We start from the raw sequence: 25,623 nt of genomic DNA, 5'->3' as shown, positions 1-25,623 counted from the left end.
GAAAACGTTAAACCTTTAGACAAACTGGGTATCTAACACTAAAACAAAACCATGAGAACCAAACTGTTAATCATTCTTCTGGCAATGATTTGCTATGGTTGTTCGTCTGAAACCGACCCATTGATTGACGATGGGAATGAACTTGAACTGTACTTTCCTCCCATTCAATCGGCAGAATGGGCATCAGTTTCCCCTACGGAACTGGGTTGGAATACAGACAACGAGCAGGCACTATTCGATTTACTGGAGGAAAAAGGCACCAAAGCCTTTATTATTTTAAAAGAGGGAAGAATCGCGGTGGAATGGTACTTTGGCGACCATACCCAAAATACAAGTTGGTATTGGGCCTCGGCTGGAAAAACCCTTACTGCCTTTACCGTCGGCATTGCCCAAGAACAAGGATTGTTGAGTATAAATGACAAAACCTCTGATTATTTGGGGGAAGGATGGACTTCGGCCACATCAGAACAGGAAAGTCTGATAACAGTACGAAATCAGCTTACAATGACCTCTGGTTTGAACGATTTAAGATTTGATTGCGTTACTTCAGATTGTTTAGAATATGTTGCTGGCGCAGGCACCCGTTGGGCATACCACAATGGTCCCTATACCTTATTGCAAAAAGTTGTGGCCAATGCCTCCAATACCGATTGGCCTGATTATTTTAATGATAATCTACGTGATAAAATTGGAATGGACGGTTTTTGGTTCTCCACGAACGGACTTAACAATGTATTTTTTAGTTCGGCCCGAAGCATGGCTCGATTCGGTCTAGTGAACCTTAACAACGGGATATGGAACGGGGAGGTTATCCTTGGAGATTCCAACTATATTGATGGCATGAAAAATACCTCTCAGGACTTGAATAAATCTTATGGATATTTATGGTGGTTGAATGGAAAATCAGGCTACAGAGCTCCTGTACTGCAAATTGAGTTTCAGGGTGAATTGATTCCCAACGCACCAGCGGACATGTATGCTGGACTTGGAAAAGATGATCAAAAATTATATCTCGTCCCCAGCATGGATCTGGTTATAGTCCGTTTGGGCGAGGATGCTGGTGAAAATCTTCTTGGTCCATCGAGTTTTGACAATACCCTTTGGGAAAAAATCAACGACTATATTGATTAATCACTGTAATCTTTAGGGATTTCCCGTGCTTGGGTCAAAGTCTCAAATGCCTTACCAAGGGCATATAGCTTTCCTTCTTGAAATTGCTTCCCAATAAAAGTCAAATTAATAGGCTCGCCGGAAACTTTGTATCCCATCGGAATGGTCAATGCAGGATACTCTGCCGCTGCTGCCGCACCAGCATCATAGTTATTAATGGATAAAATGGCGTCCAGTTGATACTCGTTCATTGGAGTGTTAAAATAGGTCCGACCAACAGTTCTTAACCGCTTCTTGATGGCCTTGAGGCCTTCTGCAGATGTGGTATCGGCCAAAATGCCATCAAAACGAGCTTGTCCATACGGGATTCGGATCAAGGTATCTTTCAGGTTGAATTCCACCACGTCCGCCACACTTTTAACTAGAACCTGATTCTTATTTTTTGTTTGGGTTTCAATGTAGGTAGGTAAGCCATTTTTCATATCAATATTCAAAATTGAAAGAAAGCCGTCGAATTCCAATTCGGGGGGTTCAAATTCTACAACAGTTGCTCCTGCCGCTTCCAATTTCTCCATGGTCATTCTATAAATGGAATCACTCTTCATATAATTCTTGAAAGCCCCAAATCTTTTGCCTTTTAAACTTACCGCTTCGGCATACCAGTTTTCGTTCCAATCGGCCTGCACCGATTTCTCGTCATCCATATCAAAACCTCGCATGGCATCCAATAAGATTCCGTTGTCAATAACACTTTTGGTCATGGGTCCTGGCGTATCCAACGTGCTTGAAATAGGGACAATTCCGGTACGGCTTAAGAGTCCGACCGTCGGTTTCATCCCTACCACCGAATTCTGACCTGATGGTGACAAAATTGAACCGGATGTTTCTGTTCCCACTGCGGCAATGGCGTAATTGGCCGCTACCGAAGTTCCACTTCCAGCACTTGAGCCGCCGGTATCAAAAACACGTCGGCCATATGGGTTTAAGGTCTGCCCTCCATAGGCACTTTGTCCATTAGGGCAATCGCAGATAAAGTTGGCCCATTCGCTTAAATTGACCTTGCCCAAAATCAAGGCACCATTTTCTTTTAACCGTTTTACTATGAACGCATCATCTGTTTGGTTGCCTTGCATTGCAATAGCACCCGCTGTCGTATTCATCCCTGAGGTGCCGATATTATCTTTCAATAAGATGGGCATACCATAAATGGGATGGTGACCTTCAGCATTGGTATTCAATGCTTTGGCTTCATCCAAAATATTCGAATTTAGAGCTATTACAGTATTTAAAGTTGTTTCGTTTGGCAATTCATAATGGTAAATGCGGTGTAGGTAAAACAATACCAAATCCACATAACTGAATTTTTCAGCTTTAATATGTTGTTGTATGCTCGGAATATCCTGTTCCAACACCAAAGATTTTATCAATTCATATTTTTCAATTGGAAATTTGGCAACCTCAGCATATAAGGGTTCAAAAACTTCATTTTTGTCCAAAACTTTGGATTGGATGAATTTGTAACGCATTCGTTCCCTTTCATGCTCTGCATTTTGGGCTACTTCCAACGAATCGTTATAGGGAACCCACAGTGGTCTTTCTTCTACTATATTAGCTTCAGATTCATCGATTGTGATAGGGGGACTTTCTACCTCAGCTTCCGCTTCTTTCTTTTCCAAAAACTGACAGGATTGAAGCACCAACAAAGCCATAAGACTTAGCGCAATTAGATTGTATTTCTTTTTAACAATCACTTTTATTTCAACAGTTTTTCCCACTTATCAATATTTTTTTGATTCATTCGAACAAATTCATCCTTACCCAACCCGTCGGCAATTTGGAGCGACTTTTTAGCAGATTTGAGTGCCGACTTGTAGTCCCCAAGCTTGGCTTCCACTAAAGATTTTACTCTATGGAAGTAATACGTATCGCCCCCTAAATCCAAAGCTTTGTTCAGATATTCCAAGGCCCTTTGATAATCGATTCCTTGTTCTTGCAGATAGCGCGCTGCTTCATAATAGGTTTGCGCGGAGGGATTATCTGCAATCTGTTTTGAGATTTCATTTTGCATTTGTGAATGGGTATCCACCTCAAATGGAATCACAACCATGGTATCTGCCCAAATTAGCTTCATATGTGCAGCGTTATGGGTAATGGAATCGAAAGTGATTAAAAAATTCTCCTGATGATATGATATTTTCTGGGGTTTGACTGAAATCCTAAACAAATCTTCCTCAGGATCGTAATTTTTGCGACCATCACCCCAATGGGTAGTATTCGTATGAAATGCTATTTCCCAACTATCTGATTCTGGAAAAGCATATATTGCATAGGTACCTTTGGGTAGGATACTTTCCATTATTTTGACATCAGCATCGACACGGATCTTAGTGCTTTCATTGGCGCCTACACGCCAAATACGGCCGTAGGGCACCAAGCCTCCAAAAATCTTACGTCCCTTTGTAGCCGGACGCGAATATCGAACTGACACTTTTGACAAGCCTATGTCCTGCTCCACCAAAGAAAACGGACTCACCTTCGGATGATTTATTTGCGCTTCACCATGTAAACCACATACAAAACAGCCTATTATCAAAATTCGCAATACCAAAGAACCCATCTTAATAGATTTTAAATGGTTAAACGTTTATTCCAACGGTATTTCCCAAGCATCCGTTCTAAAAGCAGATGCTGGCAATCCTTCCGAATTGAACAAATTGGGAAGGGCTTTGTCATAGAAGGCAAACCTGACCGCCACAGGCTTCTTTACCTTTTTCGAAGATACTTCTACCGTGTTTCCTTTAATTCTGGCCCTGGCTTCATAAAATTGTTGGTCAGCTCCTGCCACGTAAAATTCCTTGAGTGTTTTTCCCTCCATTTTAAGTCCGTTCTCCACATGATCAAAGGTCAATATGGCTTTGTTCTTTTTGATTTCCATCTCCTTGTAAACCGGTCCACTGAAAGTAACATCTTTTACGCCGTACGTTTTGGCCAAAGCCCACAAAGCCAATCGCCTGCCGACCTCCTGTTTATTGGTGGGGTGAATATCCTTAAGATTTCCAATGTCATTGGTAACGGCCATCCCTGTATTGGACACCTGCTGCATGGTGTACAGTTGGGCATCCCGCACAATAGCAGCTTTGATATCCTTCTTTTCCTTGTCATAATCAAAGGGAGCTATTTGGGCATAATAAAACGGGAACTCTTTTTTCCAAAGGTCTCTCCACGCTTTGATCAATAATGGGAATGACTTATAATATGATTTCGCATTCGCGCGATTCGATTCTCCTTGATACCATATCGCTCCGGCTATATTGAAGTTCAAAAGTGGATGAATCATCGCATTGAAAGTGGCTCCCGGTTTTTCCGGCCACCATTCAAATTCGGTAAGTTGTTGAGCCGCTTGCTCGAGTTCTGTGTCACCCTGTATGAGCTCTTCAGGTATCCAGACCTCAACGGGAGTTCCTCCCCAATTAGAACTTATCAAACCAATGGGTGTTGACAAACCCTTATGTAGTTTTCTTCCGAAGAAATACGCAACAGAACTAAAGTTCTGCATGGTCTCCGGGGCACATGAAACCCATTCCCCGGGAGTATTATCTTGGGGAGAAGCGGATTTTCGCTGGGGTACTTGAAAAAATCGTATATCAGGATAGTTTGCCTGTTTTATTTCTTCCTGGGCATTATCCAATCCCATATTTGGGGTCCATTGCATGTTCGACTGGCCGGATGCTATCCAAACCTCCCCTATCATGACATTGGTAAAGGTAATTTCCTCATGACCCTTTATGGTCACTGTATAAGGTCCTCCGGCAACGGGAGTTGGCAATTGGGCTGACCAAACACCTTGATGTGCTTTGGCCGTAACCTCAATGTTGTTCCAGGAACCTATTATTGTTATGGTTTCACTCGTAGCAGTTGTCCAGCCCCAAATTGTGGCATCCGACTGCTGTTGCAACACCATATTATCCGATAGAATTGTTGGGGTCCATATTTTGGCAAAACTGACGTTGGCCAGTAATACCAACAAAAGAAAGAGTAGTTTTTTCATGAGATTGAATTTTTATTGCTGGTTGATTTTATCAATTTGTTCTCGAATATATTTTGCCCAGGTTTCATATCCTTTGGGTTGAAGGTGAATTCCATCCGGACTTAAATCATCCTTTTTCAGCGTTCCTTCACCATCGCTGAAATATTGTTCCAAATTATGGTATTGGACATTTTTGGAGTAGTCAATGTTGGCTAACTCTGTATGTATTTCCCTATATTTTTTTCTTCTGTCGGATGAAGGGTCCAAACCGGCGGGAAGAGGTCCAAAGAAGAGGATGGTAGCAGACGGAAACTTCTTTTCGGTAATCCGTAATGTGTTTTTGAGTCCTTCCACGATTTCCTCTACGGAATTATCAGGGAAATTATTGACCCCAATGGCCAAACTCACCACTTTTGGATTGCATGCATCATAATTTCCGTTTTCCAATCGCCAAGCGATATGCTGGGTGCGATCACCAGAAATTCCAGCACCAATCCATTTCATTCCATTAAAATGCGTGTCAGCAGCAGCTTGTCCGGGTTTATAGGTCACCCAACTTCGTGAGCCACCCCAACCTTGCGTTATTGAATTTCCTATCAATAGCAAGTCAACATTTTGGGAAGCTTGACACAAGGAATCAATCTGATTGGCTTGGGACCACCAACCTTTCCCCTCTTCCCATCCTGCTGCGGACCGATATTCCGAGGCGGGAGCGGGAATCGTTGCAAAATTGGTCTTGTGGCTGGTGGCGCGCAGGATAAAATCGACAATTTCCTTCGGATTTTCCAAGCTATGCGGATGATGTCCCACACCTTCCTTATAAATGGTCTTGATATTTCCACCATGTGCTTTTATCTCCTTTTCAAATAGACGTGTATTTTCTTCTACAGGCACAACTTTATCGGCGTTTCCGCATACATGCAGTAGCGGAATCCTCGAATCAGCAAAAAGTTTTGCCTTGTGTATTGGCCATCCCATAAAATCATCAGGCTGGGTATCCGAAGTCAGTCCATATCTTTCTTTGGCCAATTCCCAATCACTTGCACTGCCTTGACCATTGCCAAAACCGCCTGGCCAGCTTCTCGCGTCCAAAACAGGGGCATCCGCATAAATACAAGCTACTTTATCAAGATTTTCAGCTGCCCAATTATAGACAATCAAACCTCCGCGGCTCATCCCTTCCAAAGCAGGTTTAGGGTTTAAGCCAGCATCGGTCATGATATCGTAGCATTTATTCCAGCGCTGGACGGCTTCCGGGTTGCCAAAGAAGGTTCCAACTTCACAATAAACAATGTGATACCCTCTCTCCAGTAAGGCAATATCTGTCTGCGACTCATGACCAAAAAAACGGGCCCTCCATACCCATGGTCGATCTTCCAAGGGTCTTTTGGGCTGCACAACTTTAAGTTGGAGTCCTTCCAGTTCAAAATCAAATTGATTAAAGCCATAAAAGTTTGACTTTTTAGCATTTTCCACCTGTAGGGCCCTTATCAAATCAAAAGTGCTGGATTCCTGTTTTACGGCTTCATAGGCCCTTTTTGCAATTAGGGTCGCCCCCAGGGAGGAGGGATGGATTTTATCCGGCAGCAAACCTGGATTGTCCACAAACAATTGGTAAAGGTCAATGGTTTCCAAGTTCAGGTCATACGCCACCTGTTGCGTCATGGGCGTTATTTCGTTTTTAATAATTGGATTCCAAATACTTGTGCTATCATTCAAATACGATGGAACCGGAAGCAGCAAGACGATTCTTGCTTTTTCATTTCGCTCTTTAAAAGCTGAGATGAGCGATTTATAGTCCGATTCAAATTCATCAAAATATATGCGGTTTTGTTTCTTGGTATCGTTGGTCCCAAGCTTTATAAAAACCATGTCCGCACCATAGTCCAGTGCTTCTTTATATTCGCTGGTTTCCCAATAGGGATGGTCCCCTTTTTTAAGCAAAGTACGAGCACTTACCCCAAAGTTTCTCACTTCATAGGCATCGCCCAGCATATTTTGCAACTGGGTCGGATAAGCGTTGTTTTCTCTGTCGTCCATGCCAGCTCCATAGGTAATACTGTTGCCTACGCAGGCAATCTTTGCAACCTTATTTTCTTGGGTTTGAACCTTTTTTTCACCCTGGCAGCCCAACAAAACAATAGTCAAAGCAAAAAGTAGCGAATACATTTTCATTCTACACTTATCTATTTTGGAGTTCCTAAAAGATACAGCACAACACCAGGTCCGGACTTAACACGCTCAATTTCCCAGTCGTAAGTTTCTCCATTTTCCAAATCCTTCGCCAAAGCTTTCATTTCGTCTACGGAATAGGTCCGAAGGGAAGAAACTACACCATCCCAAAGTACAAACAAGGGGACAATGGGAATCAAATAGGTAAAAATCAACCTTCCAATTTTAAAAGGTCGGATAAAAGGGGTTGTCAATAAAACAGAAATTGGCGAAAACAACATGGCCAAAATGCTGGGTATACTTCTTTCTTGAGCCTCAAAAACACCGATAACGCTATTGGCATCCACAGCGTTCTGCAATATTTTCTTGGCATCCTCAGGTCTAAAATGATGTAGGGACAGAAATTGGGTGCGGAACCCCTTCAAACTCCCTGGAACGTTTCGCGCATCAACCGAAGTGTTGATATATTCAAAATTATCGGCTTGTTTTTTGGTGTATTCAAAGGCGTTAAGGTTCGGGTAATAATCTGTAAGTACTATTTTAAGGTCTGGACATGTTTTTTTCAATTCCGAATTCAACCAAAGCAGTCCGCCACCTCCTCCCGAGCCAAGGTCTATGATTTTGTCGGTTCCACTAGCTTCTATGCCTTTTTCAAGAACCCAAATAACGGGCTTATAGATTTTTACCTTATTCGATAAGAATTGAAGGAAATCTGTACCGTAGTTACGTAGAATATCGGGAAACCATTTTTGATCCTCGAACTCAAACAAATGTACTCTTCCCATAATTTATCGCTAGGCCGATTAAATTTAGGGAATTTTGGCTATTTAAGTCCGAATGGTCTACAGTTAAATTTTGAAGAAAGAATCGACAAATTCGTATTTGTTGAAGACTTGCAAATCCTCAATACCTTCACCTACACCAATATACTTGACCGGAATCTGAAACTGGTCTGAAATTCCAATGACCACCCCACCTTTTGCAGTACCATCCAATTTGGTCACAGCTAGGCTGGTCACCTCGGTGGCCTTGGTAAATTGTTTGGCCTGTTCAAAGGCATTTTGCCCCGTGGATCCGTCCAAAACCAATAAAACCTCATGGGGAGCATCAGGAACCACTTTCTGCATTACCCTTTTTACCTTGGCAAGCTCATTCATCAAATTCACCTTGTTGTGCAATCGACCTGCAGTATCTATCAAAACCACATCAGCATTGTCAGCAACTGCAGAATTTAAGGTGTCAAAAGCTACCGAAGCAGGATCACTTCCCATTTTTTGTTTTATTATCGGAACATCTACACGGTTGGCCCAAACTTCCAATTGATCAATAGCTGCCGCCCTAAAGGTGTCACCAGCTCCTAATACCACTTTAAGTCCTTGGTTCTTAAACTGGTGGGCCAATTTACCAATGGTTGTGGTTTTTCCCACTCCATTGACCCCTACCACCATGACAACATAGGGTTTTTTATCAGCTGGAACGGTAAATTCATTGTCCTCACCTATATGGGTTTCGGAGAGCAATCCAGCAATTTCTTCTCGAAGAATGGTATTCAACTCCTCTGTTCCCAAGTATTTGTCCTTGGAAACACGTTCCTCTATACGGTCAATTATCTTTAGGGTGGTGTCTACGCCTACATCGGAAGTCACCAACACTTCCTCCAAATTATCCAAAACCTCGTCATCAACTTTGGATTTACCGGCTACGGCTTTGCTCAATTTGCCAAAAAAGCTGCTTTTTGATTTCTCAAGACCCTTGTCCAGGGTCTCTTTTTTATCCGAAGAAAATATTTTTTTAAAAAGGCTCATATGCAATCGTCATCAGTCGTCAAATATAGGAAAGTAAAGGCATAAAAAAAGCCGCATAGAGCGGCTTTTCAATATTATGCGTTGTACAATTATTTCTTGTTCAACCAATCGTTGACCAATTCAGGTGCCATAACTGACTCTACAAAGGTATAAGCTCCAGTTTTTGGAGATTTTACCATTTTAATGGCCTTGGTCAATCTTTTTGATGATGATTGAAGTGTTGCTACTGTTTTCTTTGCCATGGCTTACTTTTTATGATTCGGCTTTTACGTGGTAAAAAACCTAATTACTTAATTTCTTTATGAATGGTCATACGCTTAAGGATAGGATTGAATTTTTTGATCTCCATTCTATCCGGCGTGTTCTTTTTGTTCTTTGTAGTGATGTACCTAGAAGTACCAGGCATACCAGAGTCTTTATGCTCTGTACACTCTAAAATAACCTGAATTCTATTTCCTTTCTTTGCCATTGTATCGTACTTAAAATCTTATCTACCTATTTTTTGGAATTGATTTCCTTTAAAACAGCAGAGATTCCTTTTTTGTTGATGATCTTTAAACCTCTTGAAGAAACATTAAGGGTAACCCAACGGTCTTCCTCAGGAATGTAAAATCTCTTTTTTGAAATATTTACATCAAATCTTCTTTTGGTTTTATTGATAGAGAAGGAAACGTTGTTTCCAAACATCACCTTTTTACCTGTTACTTCACAAACTTTAGACATCTCCCTAACTTTTGAGTGATTTTATTGAGGCTGCAAATTTATGGCAATTTAATCGGATGCACAAACTTCTTTTTTAGAAATTTAAAATTTCTTTTATCAACAGCTCAAACGCCTTGTTTACAGACTTTTGAACAATGCGTTCGCGTTGATTCCCCATCGTAAATTGCTTTGCAAAAGTGTGTTTGGGAGTACTTATTGCGATAAACACCGTACCGACCTCAGCGTCCGAATCTCCCTTGGTGGGTCCGGCATTCCCCGTAGTAGCTATTGAAAAATCCGTTTTAAGCACTTTTCTGGCATTTTCGGCCATAGCAACAGCGACTTCTCCGCTAACGACCGAATGTTTATCCACAATATCCTTGGGAACGTTCAATAAAGCCATTTTGACTTCGGTGGCATAGCCCACAATACTTCCCTTAAAATAAGCCGAAGCACCTGGAATCGAAGTAATTCGCTCTGCTATTTTCCCCCCGGTAAAGCTTTCTGCCGTTCCAAGGGTCATCTTTTTGTCGGTCAGCAATTTCCCAATTTGACTTTCAATGGAATCTCCATCTTCTTCTCCATAGATAATATCCCCAATCAAAGGGTATAATTTTTCAACTTCAGCTTTAATGGCCTTGATCAAAACATCATTATCGCTTCCCTTTGCAGTCAATCGTAATCTCACCCTTCCCAAGTTTGGGAGGTATGCCAGACTAATAAAGTCTGGAAGACTATCTTCCCAGGTTTCAATTTTTTCTGCAAGTGCACTTTCTCCAAGTCCATAAGTAAGAATTGTCTTGTGCAAAATATGCGGACGTTCATAGGTATCCACAATTTTTGGAACCACATAATCCTGAATCAAATGTTTCATTTCCAAGGGAACCCCAGGCAAGGAAACATAAACCGTTTTTCCATTTTCCATCCATAAACCGGGAGCCGTTCCAAAAGCATTGTGCAAAACAGTCGCCCTTGACGGCACCAAAGCCTGTTTTCTGTTTAAATCGGAAATTGGGGTGGAAATGTACTTTTCGAACAACACTTCTATGTGTGCAAGGACATCCTTATCCGTGACCAACTTATCCTGCAGAAATTCACACAGCGTGTGCTTGGTGACATCATCTTTGGTCGGCCCCAATCCACCGGTAATAATCACCAGGGGAGAGCGCGCTCCAGCAGAGGCCATGGCTTCCAAGATATGTTCCCGTGAATCTTGAACGGATGTAATTTGATACACGGAAACACCAACCTTGTTCAATTCCTTGGAAATAAATGTAGAGTTGGAATCCACTATCTGACCAATGAGAATCTCGTCCCCAATGGTTATGATCTCGGCTTGCATTTACAGATTAAAATCTTTTTTCAGCTCGGACACCACCTGAAGTACATCTTTTTTCAGCAAGGGAAATTTTTTCTCAATTTCGTCAATGCTAGTGGTGTTTTTTCCTAAGGTTTCAATTTCCAGTGCAGTGGCTCTTGTTTGCTCCATACCCAATAAATCCACGTTGGGTTTAATCTTATGGGCAAGTTTGTACACATTTTCATAATCCCTGGCTTCAATAGCCATTTCAAGGCTTTCCAGGTCTGTTGGGACTTCTTCCAAAAATACAGAAATAACAGAGGTTATAAAGTCCTGATCGCCTTCTGCCATCTCATTTACTTTGTCGAGGTTGTAAATCATTATCTCACAGTAATTTCAAACATATTCTCTCCTTCCAGTGTACCTGAAAGGTAATCATTTGGACTAACTTTACCAACCCCGGCCGGGGTGCCCGTGAACAAAATATCGCCCTTTTTGAGCATAAAATAGGTTGATACGTAGGCGATGAGTTCGTCTATCTTCCACAACATCAAGGATGTATTGCCATTTTGCACTTTTTTCCCATTTTTTAACAAGGAAAAACCCAGTTTGTCAATATTTTCGTACTTATTTTTTGATAACCACCTACCAACCACCGCAGATCCATCAAATCCCTTGGCTTTTTCCCAAGGCAAACCTTTGGACTTTAGTTGCGCCTGAACGTCCCTTGCGGTAAAATCTATTCCAAGTCCGATTTCATCATAATAGGTATGGGCAAATTGCTTTGCAATATGTTTTCCCACCTTTTTTATTTTGACCAAAACCTCGACCTCATAATGCACATCATTGGAAAACTCGGGAATGTAGAAATCTTGTTCTTTTGGTAAAATTGCGGAATCCGGTTTTATAAAAACAACAGGCTCCGCCGGTCGCTCATTTTCTAATTCTTCAATGTGGGCAGCATAATTTCTGCCGATACATATCAACTTCATCACCAGTCAATTTAACTATTATTAAGAAAGTTTGTTATTCAGCTTGCTCAGCTTTATCTGTGTAAGTACTTTTTTTGTGTATAAAGGAAAGTCTGCGTTCAATATCCACCCAAAATAACCAGGTTCCGACTCCATGACCTCATCAACGGTCTTCCCTTTGTGCTTTCCAAAGGCAAAAATGGGTTCTTCATTTTCATTGATACCGATAAATCCTGCGAAATCCAATGATTGTTTCCGTGTGGTAAATTGCGACAGTTTTTTAACGTTGTTTTCCAATTCAGGATAGCGGTCCAATTGGGCCTTGAGCACTTCATAAGTAGCATTAGTATCTGCTTCGGCACTGTGTGCATTATCAAGGTCTTTGTCGCAGTAGAATTTGTAGGCAGCCCCAAGTGTCCTTTTTTCCATTTTATGGAAAATGGTCTGAACATCAACGGACATCATACTCTTCATATCGAAGTCAACATCGGCTCGTAACATTTCCTCAGCAAGCAGCGGAATATCAAATCTATCCGAGTTAAACCCCGCCAGATCACTGTCCTTTATCATTTTATAGATTTCCTTGGACAATTGCTTAAAGGTAGGTTCATTGGCCACCTTTTCGTTTGAAATGCCATGTACGGCAACCACTTCTGGAGGAATCGGCATTTCCGGGTTTACTAACCAGGTCTTGCTTTCTTTATTACCGTTGGGAAAAATCTTGAGAATTGAAATTTCAACAATCCTATCTTTAGCGACATTGGTGCCCGTTGTTTCCAAATCGAAAAAACATATTGGCTTTGTAAGCTGTAATTCCATGTAGATTTATTTCGATTTAGAGAATAACCAAGATAACAACTCAGGTTCAGCGAAGGCATTGTCCCAACTGTTGTGCCCTACTCCTTCATATACGGTATAGTCGATATTGATTCCAAGGTTTTTCATGGCATCCACCATTTGGGAAGAGCATTTTTCAGGTACAACCTGGTCCGCACTTCCATGAAAGACCCACCAATGCGGTTTTTTGAGTTTTTTAGAGATTTCTGGATTGGCACCACCACAAATAGGGAAAGCAGCCGCGAAGAGTTTTGGATTCCTCCTGACCAATTCAAAGGTTCCCATGCCACCCATGGAAAGTCCACCTACATATATTCTGCTCTTATCCAGTTTATAAGTCTTCTTTAAGTGTTTCAGCAAACCTTCCAGTAGCATCATGTCGCTGGTTGGTTCCGCATCTTCATAAAAAATAAATTCCCGGTTCGGAAATTCCCCTTCGACATCAATTTTTGCCCAAGAACTACCAGCTTTACATTGTGGAAAAACTACAATGGCCTTGTAGTTGTTCCTTACCTCATCTTGCAAGAACAACTTGGAGCCGTGCACCAGTTGTGCCTCATTATCATTTCCTCGCTCCCCGGAGCCATGCAAAAACAAAATCAAAGGATATTTTTCCGATGGGTCAAAATCTTTCGGCAGTAATATGCGATAAGGGATACTTTCCCCATCTTTTTCGAAGGTTTTTTTCTGAAAATTGGTCAAATCTTGAGCCAGCATTGAACCACTAAATAAAAAAAGTAACGCCAAACTGATAGCGGCAAAATATTTCATTGATCAATGAATTGAATTAAGCCTCTAAGTTAACAATAGTGGAAAGAAAAAAGTCGCTTTTCGTATTTAGATTTCCCTATTTATATCCCAAGCCTCAAGATAATCGGCTATAGTTTTTACAAACATGCCCCCTAGAGCTCCATTTACCACTCGGTGGTCATAGCTATGGGAAAGGAACATTTTGCTCCGGATTCCTATATATTCACCTTGATCGGTTTCGATTACTGCTGGGGTCTTTCTAATAGCTCCCAACGCCAGAATACCCACTTGCGGCTGATTAATAATAGGTGTGCCAAAAACGCTGCCGAAGGATCCTACGTTGGTAACGGTATATGTGCCGTCTTGGACTTCGTCAGGTTTGAGCTGATTGTTTCTAGCTCTATTGGCCAAATCGTTCACCGTTTTTGCCATTCCCACCAAATTGAGCTGGTCGGCATTTTTGATTACGGGAACAATCAGGTTTCCATCAGGTAAGGCCGCAGCCATACCCAAATTGATATTTTTCTTCTTGATGACCTTGTCGCCATCCAAAGAAATGTTCATCAACGGATATTTCTTCAAGGCCATGGCAACTGCTTCCATAAATATGGGAGTAAAGGTCAGTTTTTCACCTTCCCTTTGCTCGAATTCTTTTTTGACCTTATTTCGCCAGTTAACCACATTGGTGACATCTACCTCTACAAAACTCTGGACATGGGCAGAAGTGGATAGACTATCAACCATGTGTTGGGCAATAAGTTTGCCCATTCTGGTCAATGGAATTATCTCATCACCTTCGGTAACCGGAACAGGAGCCGCTTTAGAGACTTCATTCGGCGCTTTGGGACTTTCCTGTTTAACAGGTGCCTGAACCACTTTATCCGCAGCCGGTTCCGCAACTGCGGGAGAACTACCATTGGTAGATCTATTTTTCAAAAATGCCTTGATATCATTTTTTGTGACCCTTCCTTCTTTTCCTGTACCTATTATGGATTCCAATTCTTCCATGGAAACCCCTTCCTCTTTGGCAATATTCTTTACCAAAGGAGAATAAAAGCGTTCTGAGCTTGAAAAATCCTGAGTGGTGCTCGAAACAGCTTCTTGAACCTGGGCCATTTGATTTTCAATCACCGCAGCTGGCTCTTCAACATCCTCAATTTCTTCGACTGAATCAGCACCATTACTTGAAGCTTCTGGAGCATCTCCCTCCATTTGGATTACCGCCACAACCTCTCCAACCTTGATGACATCATCAATATTAAATCGTTTTTCCAACAACACTCCTTCTACCTCACTAGGCACTTCCGAATCTACCTTATCGGTTGCAATTTCAAATACGGCTTCATCCAATTCAATCGTATCTCCAACTTCTTTCAACCAAGTAGTCAATGTTGCTTCGGCAACACTCTCTCCCATTTGTGGTAATTTCAACTCAAACTTTGACATATTCTTATTTAACGAGGTAATATCGACTTATATTTTGCAAAAATAGTAAAGAAATCCTCTTATTTTTAATTTATATGTATTATTTCGTTCAAATTCAACTGGCCTTAATTGAATTTTCAAAGGGGACCCGGTTCAATATGCTCCTACCCAAGGTCACCTCATCGGCATACTCCAATTCATCTCCAACAGAAATTCCCCTTGCTATGGTGGAAGTTTCCACTTCCAATCCTTCAAGCTGTTTGTAGATATAAAAATTGGTGGTATCCCCTTCCATGGTAGAACTTAATGCAAAAATAAGCTCTTTTACACCTTCTTCCTTAACTCTTTTTACCAGTGAAACAATATTCAAATCCTGTGGTCCTACACCTTCCATTGGTGATATTTTACCCCCCAGTACATGATAAAGCCCGTTGTATTGCGAAGTGTTTTCAATGGCCATAACATCCCGAATATCCTCTACCACGCAGACCAGGCTTCGATCGCGTTTGGTGTTGGCACAAATCTCGCAAACTTCAGTATCGGAAATATTGAAACAGGTCTTACAGAAATTAATCTCATGTCTCAATTTCAAGAGGGCTTCGGAAAGCAGATTCGTACGTTCCTCTGGTTGTTTCAGCAAATGCAACACCAACCTTAGGGCAGTACGTTTGCCTATACCCGGCAACTGCGACATTTCGTAAACTGCATTTTCCAAGATTTTCGATGAAAACTCCATACCTCCGATTGTTTGGCAAAATTACGATTTTAGAGTTACCGATTTACTTTTGTATTTTGCAAATCAAATACAATCTATGTCGGCCACTCAGATTCTTTTGCTCATCGGCGCATATTTTTTGGTGTTGATGATCATTTCCTACTTCACGGGAAAAAATGACTCCAATTCAGATTTTTTTAAGGCAGGAAAGCAATCACCATGGTATTTGGTTGCGTTCGGAATGGTGGGGGCCTCACTTTCAGGAGTAACCTTTATATCTGTACCCGGCTGGGTAGAGGATTCCCAATTTGGGTACATGCAAGTAGTGCTTGGCTATCTATTTGGCTATTTTGTTGTGGCCTATGTGCTCCTACCGCTGTATTACAGATACAACCTTACCTCTATATATGAGTATTTGTTGGATCGATTTGGGATGGTAAGCCATAAAACAGGGGCTTTTTTCTTCTTCGTATCCAGGGTTTTGGGCGCTGCTTTCAGACTATATCTGGTCGCCATTGTATTGCAGCAGTTTGTTTTTGATGATCTGGGCATTCGTTTTGAGTTTACCGTTACACTTTCAATTGCCTTGATTTGGATCTATACAAACCGAGGGGGCATTAAAACCATTGTTTGGACCGATACATTGCAGACCTTGTTTATGATTTTGGCAGTTGTGCTGTCCATCATATTTATAAACAGGGAACTTGATTGGAGTTTTGGTGAATTTTTGGTTTCTGATGAATTAAAAACATACAACAAATTCCTGTTTACCGATAGCTTTCTAGATCGGAATCATTTTATAAAGTCCTTTGTTGGTGGGATGTTCGTAACCATCTGTATGACCGGATTGGACCAAGATATGATGCAAAAGAATCTTACCTGCAAGACCTTGAAAGATGCGCAAAAGAATATGGTATCCTTCAGTTTGGTATTGGTGGGCGTAACCTTTCTTTTTATGCTGTTGGGAGCTTTATTGTTCATTTTCGCCAATCGAAATGGCATTGAGATTCCTTTGATGGATGGTAAACCTAAATCTGACCTATTGTTTCCTGAGATTGCCCTTAACAGTGGTCTTGGGCTAACACTCGCGGTTACCTTTATGTTGGGGCTTATTGCGGCAGCCTACAGCAGCGCTGATAGCGCCCTGACCTCATTGACGACTTCTTTTTGTGTGGATTTTCTTAATGTGGAAAAACAAACTGAGGAAAATCAAAAGAAAACCAGAAAACGAACCCATATTGCCATGAGCTTAATGCTCATTTTGGTCATTATTTCATTCAAATACATTTTGAACAGCAATGTCATCGATAGTCTACTGACCGTTGCCGGCTATACCTATGGACCTCTTCTGGGCCTCTTTGCGTTTGGAATTTTTACCAAACACCATATAAAGGACAAATATGTGTGGATAGTGGGGCTGCTCTCCGTTTTTATTATTTGGACTATTGCCAATATTCCATCCGAACATTTGGGAGGGTATGTAATGGGGTATGAACTGTTGCCATTGAATGGGATATTGACATTTTTGGGGCTTTGGTTGATACGAACTAAAAATCATACTCCTAGTACTGCCCAGTAGCCAGCAAAACCAAGGTACAAGCATTATCGACCTTTATACCCGCTTCTGAAAGTATTTGGGCGAATTCAGGGTTTTCTGTTCCGGGGTTAAAAATCACTCTTTCGGGTTTTAAAGCAAGTATTTTATCGTAGTATTCTATTTGGCGCTTAGGGTTCAAATACAAAGTAATGGTGTGTATATTTTGAAAATCAGCAAGGTTGTTCGTAATTTGCACACCAGAAACAGTTCCTTCGCGAACCCCAAACGCAACAGTTTCTTTTTGGTTTTCAACCAATCTGTGTATTGCCAGATTACTGTATCTACCTGGATTTAATGATGCTCCAAAAACAAGTGTCTTTAACATTTGTTAATTTATGTGTTAAACTAAATCAAAGATTGTAACTATTCCAAAAAAAAACCGTCTATTGTACATATAAATTAATCATTGGTAAGTCTGTATTTTTTATAGTTAATGGTTAGTGTTTAGTATAGCTTATCAATGTAAAAACCCTGGCGTTTCGGTTGTTATCGGAAGTCAGGGTTTACTTTTTGTACGACTTTTCACAGCTATCTTACATATGGAGGTTTTGACAGTCCTTGTTAAAAAATGTTAAACAACACTCGGGATGTAACATTTCCGTAATATCGTCGTCTTGTAGACAACATCAGTCAATCAATCAAAAAAAACGAACTCATGAAAAAAGTAATTCTACTTTTTGCGCTGTTCTTACTTGGCGCACATTCAACAATCTTGGCAATAACGAACGATAATGAACCTCCAATTGGGTCCATTTCGGGAATCGTTATTGACAATGACTTAAAACAACCGGTTGCCTATGCGGCCATCGTAATAAAATCGGAAGACGGTACAGAGACCATTACAGGGGGAATAACCACTGATGAAGGTACTTTTGAGATCAAAAAATTGCCCGAGGGATCATTTGTTCTTGAAGTTCAATTCATTGGTTACAAGACCCATTCCCAAAAGTTGGTCATCACCAAAAGAAATCGTAAAGTAAATGTCGGCACCATTACATTGATGGAGGAAACGGCCGAACTCGACGAGGTCGAAGTGGTTGCCGAACGAACTACCATAGAACAACGTGTAGACCGTAAAGTAATCAACGTGGGAAAAGATTTGACCACGGCAGGAGCCACGGCATCGGATATCATGAACAATATCCCCTCTTTGAACGTCGATTCCCAAACAGGGGACATCACCATGAGAGGTAACTCCAATGTACGTGTAATGGTCGATGGAAAACTTTCGAATGTGCCCGTGGCACAATTGCTTCGTCAAATTCCTTCAACATCAATTAAATCCATTGAGTTGATCACCAATCCTTCGGCCAAGTACAATCCTGAAGGTATGAGTGGAATCATCAATATTGTATTGCATAAAAATGCCAATATAGGCTTTAACGGTAGTATTACCACTGGACTTACCAAAGGCATTGAAGCTAAATTCAATTCCTCAATCGACTTGAATTACCGTAACGGAAAATTCAATTTTTACGGTAATTATGGTAATAACATCGGTAAATACGTTAACGACGGTACCATTACAAGACTGGATGAAAACTCCCTTCAAGAGTTTGACTTTTTCAATAACAACAAATCACACTTGTACAAAGTGGGTGTCGATTTCTATTTGAATGATAAAAACACCATTTCCGTTTTCACCAATCAGAACATTTTTGATGGTAAAGGAGAGGGCATCACGGCAGTAACTTATAATGACGATTTGGCAAGAAATCTCACCCAATTCTTTAACGATGTAAGTGACAACACCAGCGGGCAATACAATTTTAACTACAAATTGGATTTTGCAAAGGAAGGACACAATATAGAACTCGAAGTTGACCACAACGAATTTGAAAGTGGCCAGGATGCAAACTTTAGAACCTCAGGAGCATCGTTGTTTCCAGATTATATGGATTTTGTGGATACCGAGCGTAACCAAACTTTCATCAATTTGGATTATGTGAATCCACTTGATAGTATTTCCAAAATTGAAGTTGGACTGGAGTCCAGAACATTTGAAACCGATGTGGATTATTCCTCAACCGGTTTATCGTTCAACTCTGGTGGGGATCTGATTCCAACACCTAGTACTGACTTCGTTTACAATATGGATATCTATTCGGCATACGCCACTTTTAGTCAGAAAAGAAACAAGTGGTCATATCAGGTCGGCGTACGCATCGAGGATGTTGAAGTCAAGGCGGATACCAATACCGTTAGGGCTTTTACCGACAAATACACCCAAGTATACCCTTCTGCTTTCCTTACCTACAGTCCAAATGAGAAGGACCAATGGCAGGTAAGTTATAGCAAACGGGTAGATAGACCAGGTCTGGGTCAGGTAAACCCCATTAGGGAGTGGGCCACACCCTTGATTTCTTCCTTTGGAAATCCAAGTTTGGAGCCCCAGTTTACCAATTCATATGAACTGAATTACACAAGAAGAATCAAAAATGGAAGTATTACCTCAGGTATCTTCTACAGATCTATTTCCGATGAAATCAACAGAGCAGTTTATGTGGATAGATTGGACTTCAACAAGTTAATCTTGACCTTCGATAATTTCGACAATACTTCGGCTTATGGTTTTGAGCTATCTACGAACTACAAGCCCATAAAATGGTGGAGCATCAACGGAAGTTTTGACTTTTATTCACAGACCCAGCGGGGAATTACCGAGAGTTTAGATCCGGATGTTGTAGATCCTACTGAGGACGATATTACGGTTGAGAACGTAGAGGTCGACAACACAGCGTGGAATTTACGTATGAACAACAGTTTCAAAATAAATAAAAAACTCACATTACAAGCCTTCGGTTTTTACAGAGGGCAGAATAGAACACTCCAATTTGAAGTAAGACCAATGTACTTTGCGAATCTTGGTGCACGATACAGTTTTGCCCAGGGCAAAGGAACATTGAGTTTTAACTACAATGATATTTTCAATACTATGCGATTTGGATTTGATGGCCAGCGCCCATATCTACAGAAAGGTGGGTTCAACTGGGAAAGCAACAATGTTTACGTAGGTATGAACTATCGCTTTGGTGGCGGTAAGTACAGAGCCAAACAGCGTAAACGCAGAGATAACAATACCAAGCAATCCAGTGGAGGAATCTTGTAGACCGTATTTGATATTCCTTGAGTAGAGTGTTGGTTGGTTAGTCTTTCAAGGTCTATCAATTAAAAACCCCGATCCAAATGGATCGGGGTTTTACGTTTAAGTTAACTTTCGATTTCATGGCCATCCAGACTTTTACTGTTTCTGGTTTTCCAATACTTTTTTAAGCCGTCATCACCCTGTTTTTCCGCCCAATCCAGCAATCCTTGACGTTGGCGCTTGTATTCCATGATGGGCACTCCCATTCCGCAAGAAATCTGAACCATTTCAATGTTGATGTCAATCAATTGCCTACCTCCCTTTATTGGTGGGAACAGACCAATATGGTCATTCCAAAAAGTGGATTCGAAGACATGGGTCTTTGCCGTTCCGTAAAGCCTCAAAATCATTGGGTCACCTTCAAAAGCACAAAACATAAGTGTAATACGATCATTATGGCCCAAATGAGCCGCGGTCTCATTACCACTTCCGGTCAAATTCAACCAGACTACCCTGTTTTCATCCACAATACGCAAAGAATCAAGTCCTTTAGGAGATAGGTTTATTGACCCCTCTTCCATAGCAGTGGCGACAAAAAACACCTTTTGCTCCTGAATGAAATCGATAAGCGGCTGATTGAGTTTATCAAGCTGTCTTGCCATAAAAAACTACCATTTTATGATAACACTTCCCCAGGTAAATCCACTTCCGAAAGCTGCGAGCACCACAACATCACCTTCTTTGATTTTTCCCGATTCCCAGGCTTCTGTCAATGCAATGGGTATAGATGCGGCAGTAGTGTTTCCATAATTCATGATATTATTGAATACCTGATTATCGGAAAGGCCGAATTTCTTCTGTACAAACTGGGAGATACGCAAGTTTGCCTGATGGGGAATAAGCATATCTATATCTTGAGGTCCCAAATTATTGGTCTGCAATCCTTCCATAATTACTTCACTGAATCGCACCACCGCATTTTTAAACACAAATTGGCCGTTCATATATGGGAAGTAAGAAGTATCCTCAGGGTCTTTGTCACTTATGATATCTGTTACCCATCTTTTTCCCATTCCAGGGGCAATCAACGAAAGTTCTTCTGCGTGTTGCCCTTCTGAATGTAGATGGGACGATAGAATTCCCTTTGAGGTGTCCTCTTCGCGAGTGAGTACAGCAGCTCCAGCACCATCACCGAAAATGACAGAAACTCCCCTACCCCTAGTGGTCATATCCAATCCGTGGGAATGCAATTCCGAACCGATGACCAAAACATTTTTGTACATCCCACTTTTGATATACTGATCGGCAACGGAAACACCATACACAAATCCGGAACACTGGTTTCGTACATCCAATGCCCCTACGGTTTTCAGTCCCAAATCCCGCTGCACCAATACACCCGGACCTGGGAAGTAATAATCTGGACTAAGCGTGGCAAAAACGATAAAATCTATATCATCTTTAGCTATTCCAGCTCTATCAATGGCAATCTCAGCCGCTTTGACACCCATTGAGGTGGTGGTATCCGTTCCTTGAACAACATGCCTTCTTTCCTTTATCCCGGTCCGTTCCTGAATCCATTCATCACTAGTGTCCATTACTTTGGACAAATCGTCATTGGTCACCACATTTTCAGGTACGTAAAACCCGAGACCAGTTATTTTTGAATTGTACATATTGTATACTTTAGGTAATTACTTACAAAGCCTTGGCTATTCAATGGAAAAGTAAAAAATATATCCAAGGAAGTATGAATATAGCATAAAAATAGTTCAACTCCTTGCCGCGTTTCTGCCGGAAATGTTTGTCCATCCATTTCTAAAGAACCTAGGAATTGTTTCAAAATATTTAGTTTTAATAGTTATTTTGTTTATAATTTTTATTCTATTAATAAACATTATATAATTAAAAATGGAAAACGCATTTCCGGGCGAAAATGCGTTTTCAACAACCTAACCAATAAATAAACAAACTTGTTGTAGCATGAATCTAATTCATAGCAATTTTTACAACACTTCAAATATATGAATTTTGTTTAATTAATATGTTATTTGAATAAACAAAATAATGTTAAAGTTTAAAATAGGACAACAAACCCCTTGAAATGTCAGTTTGTCATATACTGCACTCTGGTATTTTTTTTGTCATTACTGAAGAAAATAAAAGAAAACTAGTAAACCATGGCGACAGGTAAAATCAATGTTTCCGTAGAGAACATATTTCCCTTAATCAAAAAATTTCTATATAGCGATCACGAAATCTTTTTACGTGAACTTATATCCAATGCTACTGATGCGACCTTAAAACTTAAGCACCTTACCTCAATCGGTGAGGCCAAGGTAGCGTATGACAGCCCAATTATCGAGGTTAAAGTAGACAAGGATAAAAAGCAAATCCATATTATTGACCAAGGTATCGGAATGACCGAAGAGGAGGTTAAAAAGTATATCAACGAAGTTGCTTTTTCTGGAGCTGAAGAGTTCTTGGACAAATATAAAGATGCTGGCAAAGATGCAGGAATCATAGGTCATTTTGGGCTTGGGTTCTATTCAGCATTTATGGTTGCGGACAAAGTTGAAATAATCACAAAGAGCTTTAAGGACGAAGCTGCAGTGCATTGGTCTTGTGATGGATCTCCGGAATTCACCTTAAAAGAAGCCAAGAAAAAGGATAGAGGAACTGAAATCATCCTGCACATAGCTGAAGACTCCATTGAGTTTTTGGAAGATGTCAAAATCAGGGAGCTCTTGACCAAGTACAACAAGTTTATGCCAATTCCGATCAAGTTTGGCACCAAAACAGAAACACTTCCAAAACCTGAAGGGGCAAAGGAAGAAGATCCAGCACCTACCCAGGAAGTGGATGATATCATCAACAATCCAGTACCAGCATGGACCAAGCAACCTGCCGATCTTAAGGATGAGGATTATAAGGCATTTTACAGGGAGCTGTACCCAATGCAGTTTGAGGAACCCTTGTTCAATATCCATTTGAACGTGGATTATCCCTTCAATCTGACAGGTATTCTGTATTTCCCAAAGTTGACCAATGACCTCAATATTCAAAAGGATAGGATTCAACTCTACCAAAATCAAGTATTTGTTACTGATAATGTTGAAGGTATTGTTCCTGAGTTTTTAACAATGCTTCGAGGGGTAATCGATTCACCGGACATTCCTTTGAACGTTTCGCGATCATATTTGCAGGCTGATGGTGCCGTAAAAAAGATTTCATCATACATAACCAGAAAAGTAGCGGATAAACTCAATTCACTGTTCAAAAACAACCGTGAAGATTTTGAGCAAAAATGGAATGATATCAAAGTGGTGATCGAATATGGTATGCTTTCAGAGGAGAAATTCTTTGAAAAAGCTGACAAATTTGCGCTATACCCATCGGTTGATGGCAAATACTACACTTTTGAGGAATTGGAAAAACAAATAAAGGACACCCAGACCGATAAAGATGATAAACTGGTAGTGCTTTATGCGTCAGACAAAGAATCCCAACACAGTTATATAGAAGCGGCCAAAGCCAAAGGATATGAAGTGTTGCTATTGGATTCACCAATTGTATCCCATTTGATGCAAAAACTGGAGACTTCTAAAGAAAAATTATCTTTTGCCAGAGTGGATGCAGATCATGTTGACAACCTTATCAAAAAAGAAGATGATGCCATTTCCAAGTTATCCGACGAGGAAAAGGACAAACTTAAAGGTGAAATCGAAGAGGTGATCAAGGAAAAAGGGTTTACCATTCAAATGGAGGCCATGGACAGCAGTGCATCCCCATTTATTATTACGGAACCGGAATTTATGCGAAGAATGAAGGAAATGCAACAATCCGGTGGAGGCGGTATGTTCGGTATGGGCAATATGCCAGAAATGTATAACCTGATCGTAAACACCAATCATGAGTTGGTAGGTGAAATTTTGAACACAAAAACAGCTAAAAAACGTGAACGTTTGATCAATCAATCACTTGATTTAGCCCGTTTGTCGAAAGGACTGCTCAAAGGAGAAGAACTTACCAATTTCATAGCACGCAGCTACGAAATGATAAAATAGAGCATACGTTTTATATTGAAAAAGGCCGGTCAATTGACCGGCTTTTTTTATTTATCAAAGTTTAAATAGGTCTCCGATTGAAGAAACGTTTGAGCAATACGGTTTGAAAATATAGCATCACACCAAATGAGCCTATTGTATATATCATTTTTTTGGAGAGTTGAAGTTGTCCCAATTTATCCGAAATCCAACTATTTGTTTCGGAAAAGGTCGACAAATATGTTCCTATATCAGCATTGAACGCCGTATCCGAGGTCAGCAGATAAAATGCCAGACCTCCTAAAACAACGGTCCAGAGCAAAAAGGCCCTTTTTGTAATCAACGGTTTGAACGTCAATTTGGCGGTTTTTACCGCTTCAACCTTTGCAACGACCATCTCCGTGAAATTATCGGAAGGAGAGTCCAATGGGGCTTCATCCAATAATTTGTGTATCAATTTTTCCAAATCTTTATCCTCACTCATAACTTTTAATCGTTTCGGGTTTCAATTGTTCCTTCAAAATTACGGCCAATCGCTTTCTGGCCCTAAATAATTTCACTTTGGCCGTATTGGCACTTAATTTTAAAGTTTTGGCCAATTCTATCAGGCTTTGTTCCTCAAAATAAAAAAGCGTAAGAATCGCTGCATCCGTTGGAGGTAGTTTTTGAATACACTTTTTTATCATTTCAGATTTTTCCTGTTGCATCATTTCATCAAGAGCGTTGCCCATATCAGCTACATGATAGCTAGTCACCTCCTCTATCGGTCTTGATTTTTGGTCAATTTTGTATTTCTTTATTCTATCTAGACATGTATTGTATGTTATCCTATAGATCCATGTGGATAATTTGGCATCGCCATGAAAGCTTTTTAGCGATTTGAATATCTTAATAAAGGAATCCTGTGCAACTTCCTCAGCTTCCTCCCTATTTTTCAGCATTCGCAACGCAATTGTAAATACCAAATCCTTATAGCTATCCACAAGTTTTGAAAACTCTTGTGAATCACCATTGACGATAGCTGCTATATCCGGTTGGTTCGCGATGTGATCCATTTTAAGGTTAGACGACTATGGGCTTT

At 40.7% G+C, this 25,623-nt stretch carries 25 protein-coding genes; 4 read left to right on the top strand and 21 right to left on the bottom strand.

Features of this window, described 5'->3' with window-relative positions; translation table 11 throughout:
- Positions 1–51 precede the first annotated feature (51 nt).
- Complete coding sequence (locus ACULLH_RS16100) at positions 52–1,131, top strand: serine hydrolase domain-containing protein (RefSeq protein WP_454089777.1); 1,080 nt, start codon at positions 52–54, stop codon at positions 1,129–1,131.
- On the opposite strand, the gene ACULLH_RS16095 is transcribed toward ACULLH_RS16100, so the two are convergent.
- The 16 genes from ACULLH_RS16095 to recR all read right to left on the bottom strand — a co-directional run bounded on the left by ACULLH_RS16095 (position 1,128) and on the right by recR (position 15,835).
- Entirely contained in the window at positions 1,128–2,885 is a 1,758-nt protein-coding gene (locus ACULLH_RS16095) for an amidase family protein (protein WP_454089776.1), read from the bottom strand. The two genes, ACULLH_RS16100 and ACULLH_RS16095, sit on opposite strands and share 4 nt — an antisense overlap.
- Positions 2,864–3,727: a DUF2911 domain-containing protein gene (locus ACULLH_RS16090; protein WP_454089775.1), complete on the bottom strand. Its 864-nt coding sequence runs from the start codon at positions 3,725–3,727 to the stop codon at positions 2,864–2,866. The genes ACULLH_RS16095 and ACULLH_RS16090 overlap by 22 nt, the downstream gene beginning before the upstream one ends.
- Before the next feature lie 27 nt (positions 3,728–3,754).
- Positions 3,755–5,158, bottom strand: coding sequence for a sialate O-acetylesterase (locus tag ACULLH_RS16085; protein WP_454089774.1), 1,404 nt, complete (start codon positions 5,156–5,158; stop codon positions 3,755–3,757).
- Between the two features lie 12 nt (positions 5,159–5,170).
- Positions 5,171–7,312, bottom strand: a complete 2,142-nt coding sequence (locus tag ACULLH_RS16080; RefSeq protein ID WP_454089773.1) for a GDSL-type esterase/lipase family protein — start codon at positions 7,310–7,312, stop codon at positions 5,171–5,173.
- A gap of 11 nt (positions 7,313–7,323) precedes the next feature.
- Positions 7,324–8,094, bottom strand: a complete 771-nt coding sequence (locus tag ACULLH_RS16075; RefSeq protein WP_454089772.1) for a hypothetical protein — start codon at positions 8,092–8,094, stop codon at positions 7,324–7,326.
- Between the two features lie 63 nt (positions 8,095–8,157).
- Complete coding sequence (gene ftsY, locus ACULLH_RS16070) at positions 8,158–9,114, bottom strand: signal recognition particle-docking protein FtsY (protein ID WP_454089771.1); 957 nt, start codon at positions 9,112–9,114, stop codon at positions 8,158–8,160.
- An 89-nt stretch (positions 9,115–9,203) separates the two neighbouring features.
- Positions 9,204–9,356 carry a DUF4295 domain-containing protein gene (locus tag ACULLH_RS16065; RefSeq protein ID WP_073181591.1) on the bottom strand — a complete coding sequence of 51 codons (153 nt, stop codon included), beginning with the start codon at positions 9,354–9,356 and terminating at the stop codon, positions 9,204–9,206.
- A gap of 44 nt (positions 9,357–9,400) precedes the next feature.
- Positions 9,401–9,583: a 50S ribosomal protein L33 gene (rpmG, locus tag ACULLH_RS16060; RefSeq protein ID WP_073181589.1), complete on the bottom strand. Its 183-nt coding sequence runs from the start codon at positions 9,581–9,583 to the stop codon at positions 9,401–9,403.
- 26 nt (positions 9,584–9,609) lie between these two features.
- A complete protein-coding gene (gene rpmB, locus ACULLH_RS16055) occupies positions 9,610–9,837 on the bottom strand; it encodes a 50S ribosomal protein L28 (RefSeq protein ID WP_116185924.1) in 228 nt (75 codons plus the stop codon).
- A gap of 73 nt (positions 9,838–9,910) precedes the next feature.
- A complete protein-coding gene (locus ACULLH_RS16050) occupies positions 9,911–11,158 on the bottom strand; it encodes a competence/damage-inducible protein A (protein ID WP_454089770.1) in 1,248 nt (415 codons plus the stop codon).
- Positions 11,159–11,497 carry an Hpt domain-containing protein gene (locus ACULLH_RS16045; protein WP_454089769.1) on the bottom strand — a complete coding sequence of 113 codons (339 nt, stop codon included), beginning with the start codon at positions 11,495–11,497 and terminating at the stop codon, positions 11,159–11,161.
- On the bottom strand, positions 11,497–12,108 hold the full coding sequence (locus ACULLH_RS16040; RefSeq protein ID WP_454089768.1) for a fumarylacetoacetate hydrolase family protein: 612 nt from the start codon (positions 12,106–12,108) through the stop codon (positions 11,497–11,499). Before ACULLH_RS16040 ends, ACULLH_RS16045 begins: the two co-directional genes overlap by 1 nt.
- 21 nt (positions 12,109–12,129) lie before the next feature.
- Positions 12,130–12,906: an exonuclease domain-containing protein gene (locus tag ACULLH_RS16035; RefSeq protein WP_454089767.1), complete on the bottom strand. Its 777-nt coding sequence runs from the start codon at positions 12,904–12,906 to the stop codon at positions 12,130–12,132.
- A gap of 6 nt (positions 12,907–12,912) precedes the next feature.
- Positions 12,913–13,695, bottom strand: a complete 783-nt coding sequence (locus ACULLH_RS16030; RefSeq protein ID WP_454089766.1) for a carboxylesterase family protein — start codon at positions 13,693–13,695, stop codon at positions 12,913–12,915.
- Positions 13,696–13,761: 66 nt separating this feature from the next.
- Positions 13,762–15,120: a dihydrolipoamide acetyltransferase family protein gene (locus ACULLH_RS16025; RefSeq protein WP_454089765.1), complete on the bottom strand. Its 1,359-nt coding sequence runs from the start codon at positions 15,118–15,120 to the stop codon at positions 13,762–13,764.
- A gap of 94 nt (positions 15,121–15,214) precedes the next feature.
- On the bottom strand, positions 15,215–15,835 hold the full coding sequence (recR, locus tag ACULLH_RS16020; protein WP_454089764.1) for a recombination mediator RecR: 621 nt from the start codon (positions 15,833–15,835) through the stop codon (positions 15,215–15,217).
- Between the two features lie 76 nt (positions 15,836–15,911).
- Between recR and ACULLH_RS16015 the strand changes: the two genes are divergently transcribed.
- Positions 15,912–17,393: a sodium:solute symporter gene (locus ACULLH_RS16015; RefSeq protein WP_454089763.1), complete on the top strand. Its 1,482-nt coding sequence runs from the start codon at positions 15,912–15,914 to the stop codon at positions 17,391–17,393.
- Here ACULLH_RS16015 and ACULLH_RS16010 read toward each other — a convergent pair.
- Positions 17,377–17,736 carry a CoA-binding protein gene (locus tag ACULLH_RS16010; protein WP_454089762.1) on the bottom strand — a complete coding sequence of 120 codons (360 nt, stop codon included), beginning with the start codon at positions 17,734–17,736 and terminating at the stop codon, positions 17,377–17,379. The genes ACULLH_RS16015 and ACULLH_RS16010 overlap by 17 nt on opposite strands.
- Positions 17,737–18,066: 330 nt before the next feature.
- Between ACULLH_RS16010 and ACULLH_RS16005 the strand changes: the two genes are divergently transcribed.
- Positions 18,067–20,520, top strand: a complete 2,454-nt coding sequence (locus ACULLH_RS16005) for a TonB-dependent receptor domain-containing protein (RefSeq protein ID WP_454089761.1) — start codon at positions 18,067–18,069, stop codon at positions 20,518–20,520.
- Between the two features lie 101 nt (positions 20,521–20,621).
- Here the strand turns inward: ACULLH_RS16005 and ACULLH_RS16000 are convergent, their stop codons facing one another.
- Positions 20,622–21,158, bottom strand: a complete 537-nt coding sequence (locus tag ACULLH_RS16000) for a pyridoxamine 5'-phosphate oxidase family protein (RefSeq protein WP_454089760.1) — start codon at positions 21,156–21,158, stop codon at positions 20,622–20,624.
- 6 nt (positions 21,159–21,164) lie between these two features.
- A complete protein-coding gene (locus ACULLH_RS15995) occupies positions 21,165–22,172 on the bottom strand; it encodes a 3-oxoacyl-ACP synthase III family protein (RefSeq protein WP_454089759.1) in 1,008 nt (335 codons plus the stop codon).
- 504 nt (positions 22,173–22,676) lie between these two features.
- On the opposite strand from ACULLH_RS15995, the gene htpG reads away from it, so the two are divergent.
- The gene (gene htpG / locus ACULLH_RS15990) at positions 22,677–24,563 is read left to right on the top strand and encodes a molecular chaperone HtpG (protein ID WP_454089758.1); all 1,887 of its coding nucleotides are present in this window, start codon (positions 22,677–22,679) and stop codon (positions 24,561–24,563) included.
- Positions 24,564–24,624: 61 nt separating this feature from the next.
- On the opposite strand, the gene ACULLH_RS15985 is transcribed toward htpG, so the two are convergent.
- Both ACULLH_RS15985 and ACULLH_RS15980 read right to left on the bottom strand, forming a co-directional pair.
- The gene (locus tag ACULLH_RS15985) at positions 24,625–25,026 is read right to left on the bottom strand and encodes a hypothetical protein (RefSeq protein ID WP_454089757.1); all 402 of its coding nucleotides are present in this window, start codon (positions 25,024–25,026) and stop codon (positions 24,625–24,627) included.
- Positions 25,019–25,597: an RNA polymerase sigma factor gene (locus ACULLH_RS15980; protein ID WP_454089756.1), complete on the bottom strand. Its 579-nt coding sequence runs from the start codon at positions 25,595–25,597 to the stop codon at positions 25,019–25,021. Before ACULLH_RS15980 ends, ACULLH_RS15985 begins: the two co-directional genes overlap by 8 nt.
- Between the last annotated feature and the right edge of the window lie 26 nt (positions 25,598–25,623).

The sequence above is a fragment of the Flagellimonas sp. 2504JD4-2 genome, from assembly GCF_053642935.1.
Note: the sequence above shows the minus strand (reverse complement) of the source record. Positions and strands in the feature narration are given on the sequence as shown.

Bases quoted from the DNA above. Each gene is read 5' to 3' on its own strand.
- ACULLH_RS16065 (WP_073181591.1), bottom strand. From the start codon at position 9,356: ATGGCAAAGAAAACAGTAGCAACACTTCAATCATCATCAAAAAGATTG.
- ACULLH_RS16015 (WP_454089763.1), top strand. From the start codon at position 15,912: ATGTCGGCCACTCAGATTCTTTTGCTCATCGGCGCATATTTTTTGGTG.
- ACULLH_RS16025 (WP_454089765.1), bottom strand. From the start codon at position 15,120: ATGTCAAAGTTTGAGTTGAAATTACCACAAATGGGAGAGAGTGTTGCC.
- ACULLH_RS16085 (WP_454089774.1), bottom strand. From the start codon at position 5,158: ATGAAAAAACTACTCTTTCTTTTGTTGGTATTACTGGCCAACGTCAGT.
- ACULLH_RS16100 (WP_454089777.1), top strand. From the start codon at position 52: ATGAGAACCAAACTGTTAATCATTCTTCTGGCAATGATTTGCTATGGT.
- ACULLH_RS16050 (WP_454089770.1), bottom strand. From the start codon at position 11,158: ATGCAAGCCGAGATCATAACCATTGGGGACGAGATTCTCATTGGTCAG.
- ACULLH_RS16075 (WP_454089772.1), bottom strand. From the start codon at position 8,094: ATGGGAAGAGTACATTTGTTTGAGTTCGAGGATCAAAAATGGTTTCCC.
- ACULLH_RS16010 (WP_454089762.1), bottom strand. From the start codon at position 17,736: ATGTTAAAGACACTTGTTTTTGGAGCATCATTAAATCCAGGTAGATAC.
- ACULLH_RS16030 (WP_454089766.1), bottom strand. From the start codon at position 13,695: ATGAAATATTTTGCCGCTATCAGTTTGGCGTTACTTTTTTTATTTAGT.
- ACULLH_RS16090 (WP_454089775.1), bottom strand. From the start codon at position 3,727: ATGGGTTCTTTGGTATTGCGAATTTTGATAATAGGCTGTTTTGTATGT.
- ACULLH_RS15980 (WP_454089756.1), bottom strand. From the start codon at position 25,597: ATGGATCACATCGCGAACCAACCGGATATAGCAGCTATCGTCAATGGT.
- ftsY (WP_454089771.1), bottom strand. From the start codon at position 9,114: ATGAGCCTTTTTAAAAAAATATTTTCTTCGGATAAAAAAGAGACCCTG.
- ACULLH_RS16045 (WP_454089769.1), bottom strand. From the start codon at position 11,497: ATGATTTACAACCTCGACAAAGTAAATGAGATGGCAGAAGGCGATCAG.
- ACULLH_RS16035 (WP_454089767.1), bottom strand. From the start codon at position 12,906: ATGGAATTACAGCTTACAAAGCCAATATGTTTTTTCGATTTGGAAACA.
- recR (WP_454089764.1), bottom strand. From the start codon at position 15,835: ATGGAGTTTTCATCGAAAATCTTGGAAAATGCAGTTTACGAAATGTCG.
- htpG (WP_454089758.1), top strand. From the start codon at position 22,677: ATGGCGACAGGTAAAATCAATGTTTCCGTAGAGAACATATTTCCCTTA.
- rpmB (WP_116185924.1), bottom strand. From the start codon at position 9,837: ATGTCTAAAGTTTGTGAAGTAACAGGTAAAAAGGTGATGTTTGGAAAC.
- ACULLH_RS16040 (WP_454089768.1), bottom strand. From the start codon at position 12,108: ATGAAGTTGATATGTATCGGCAGAAATTATGCTGCCCACATTGAAGAA.
- rpmG (WP_073181589.1), bottom strand. From the start codon at position 9,583: ATGGCAAAGAAAGGAAATAGAATTCAGGTTATTTTAGAGTGTACAGAG.
- ACULLH_RS15985 (WP_454089757.1), bottom strand. From the start codon at position 25,026: ATGAGTGAGGATAAAGATTTGGAAAAATTGATACACAAATTATTGGAT.
- ACULLH_RS16080 (WP_454089773.1), bottom strand. From the start codon at position 7,312: ATGAAAATGTATTCGCTACTTTTTGCTTTGACTATTGTTTTGTTGGGC.
- ACULLH_RS16000 (WP_454089760.1), bottom strand. From the start codon at position 21,158: ATGGCAAGACAGCTTGATAAACTCAATCAGCCGCTTATCGATTTCATT.
- ACULLH_RS16005 (WP_454089761.1), top strand. From the start codon at position 18,067: ATGAAAAAAGTAATTCTACTTTTTGCGCTGTTCTTACTTGGCGCACAT.
- ACULLH_RS15995 (WP_454089759.1), bottom strand. From the start codon at position 22,172: ATGTACAATTCAAAAATAACTGGTCTCGGGTTTTACGTACCTGAAAAT.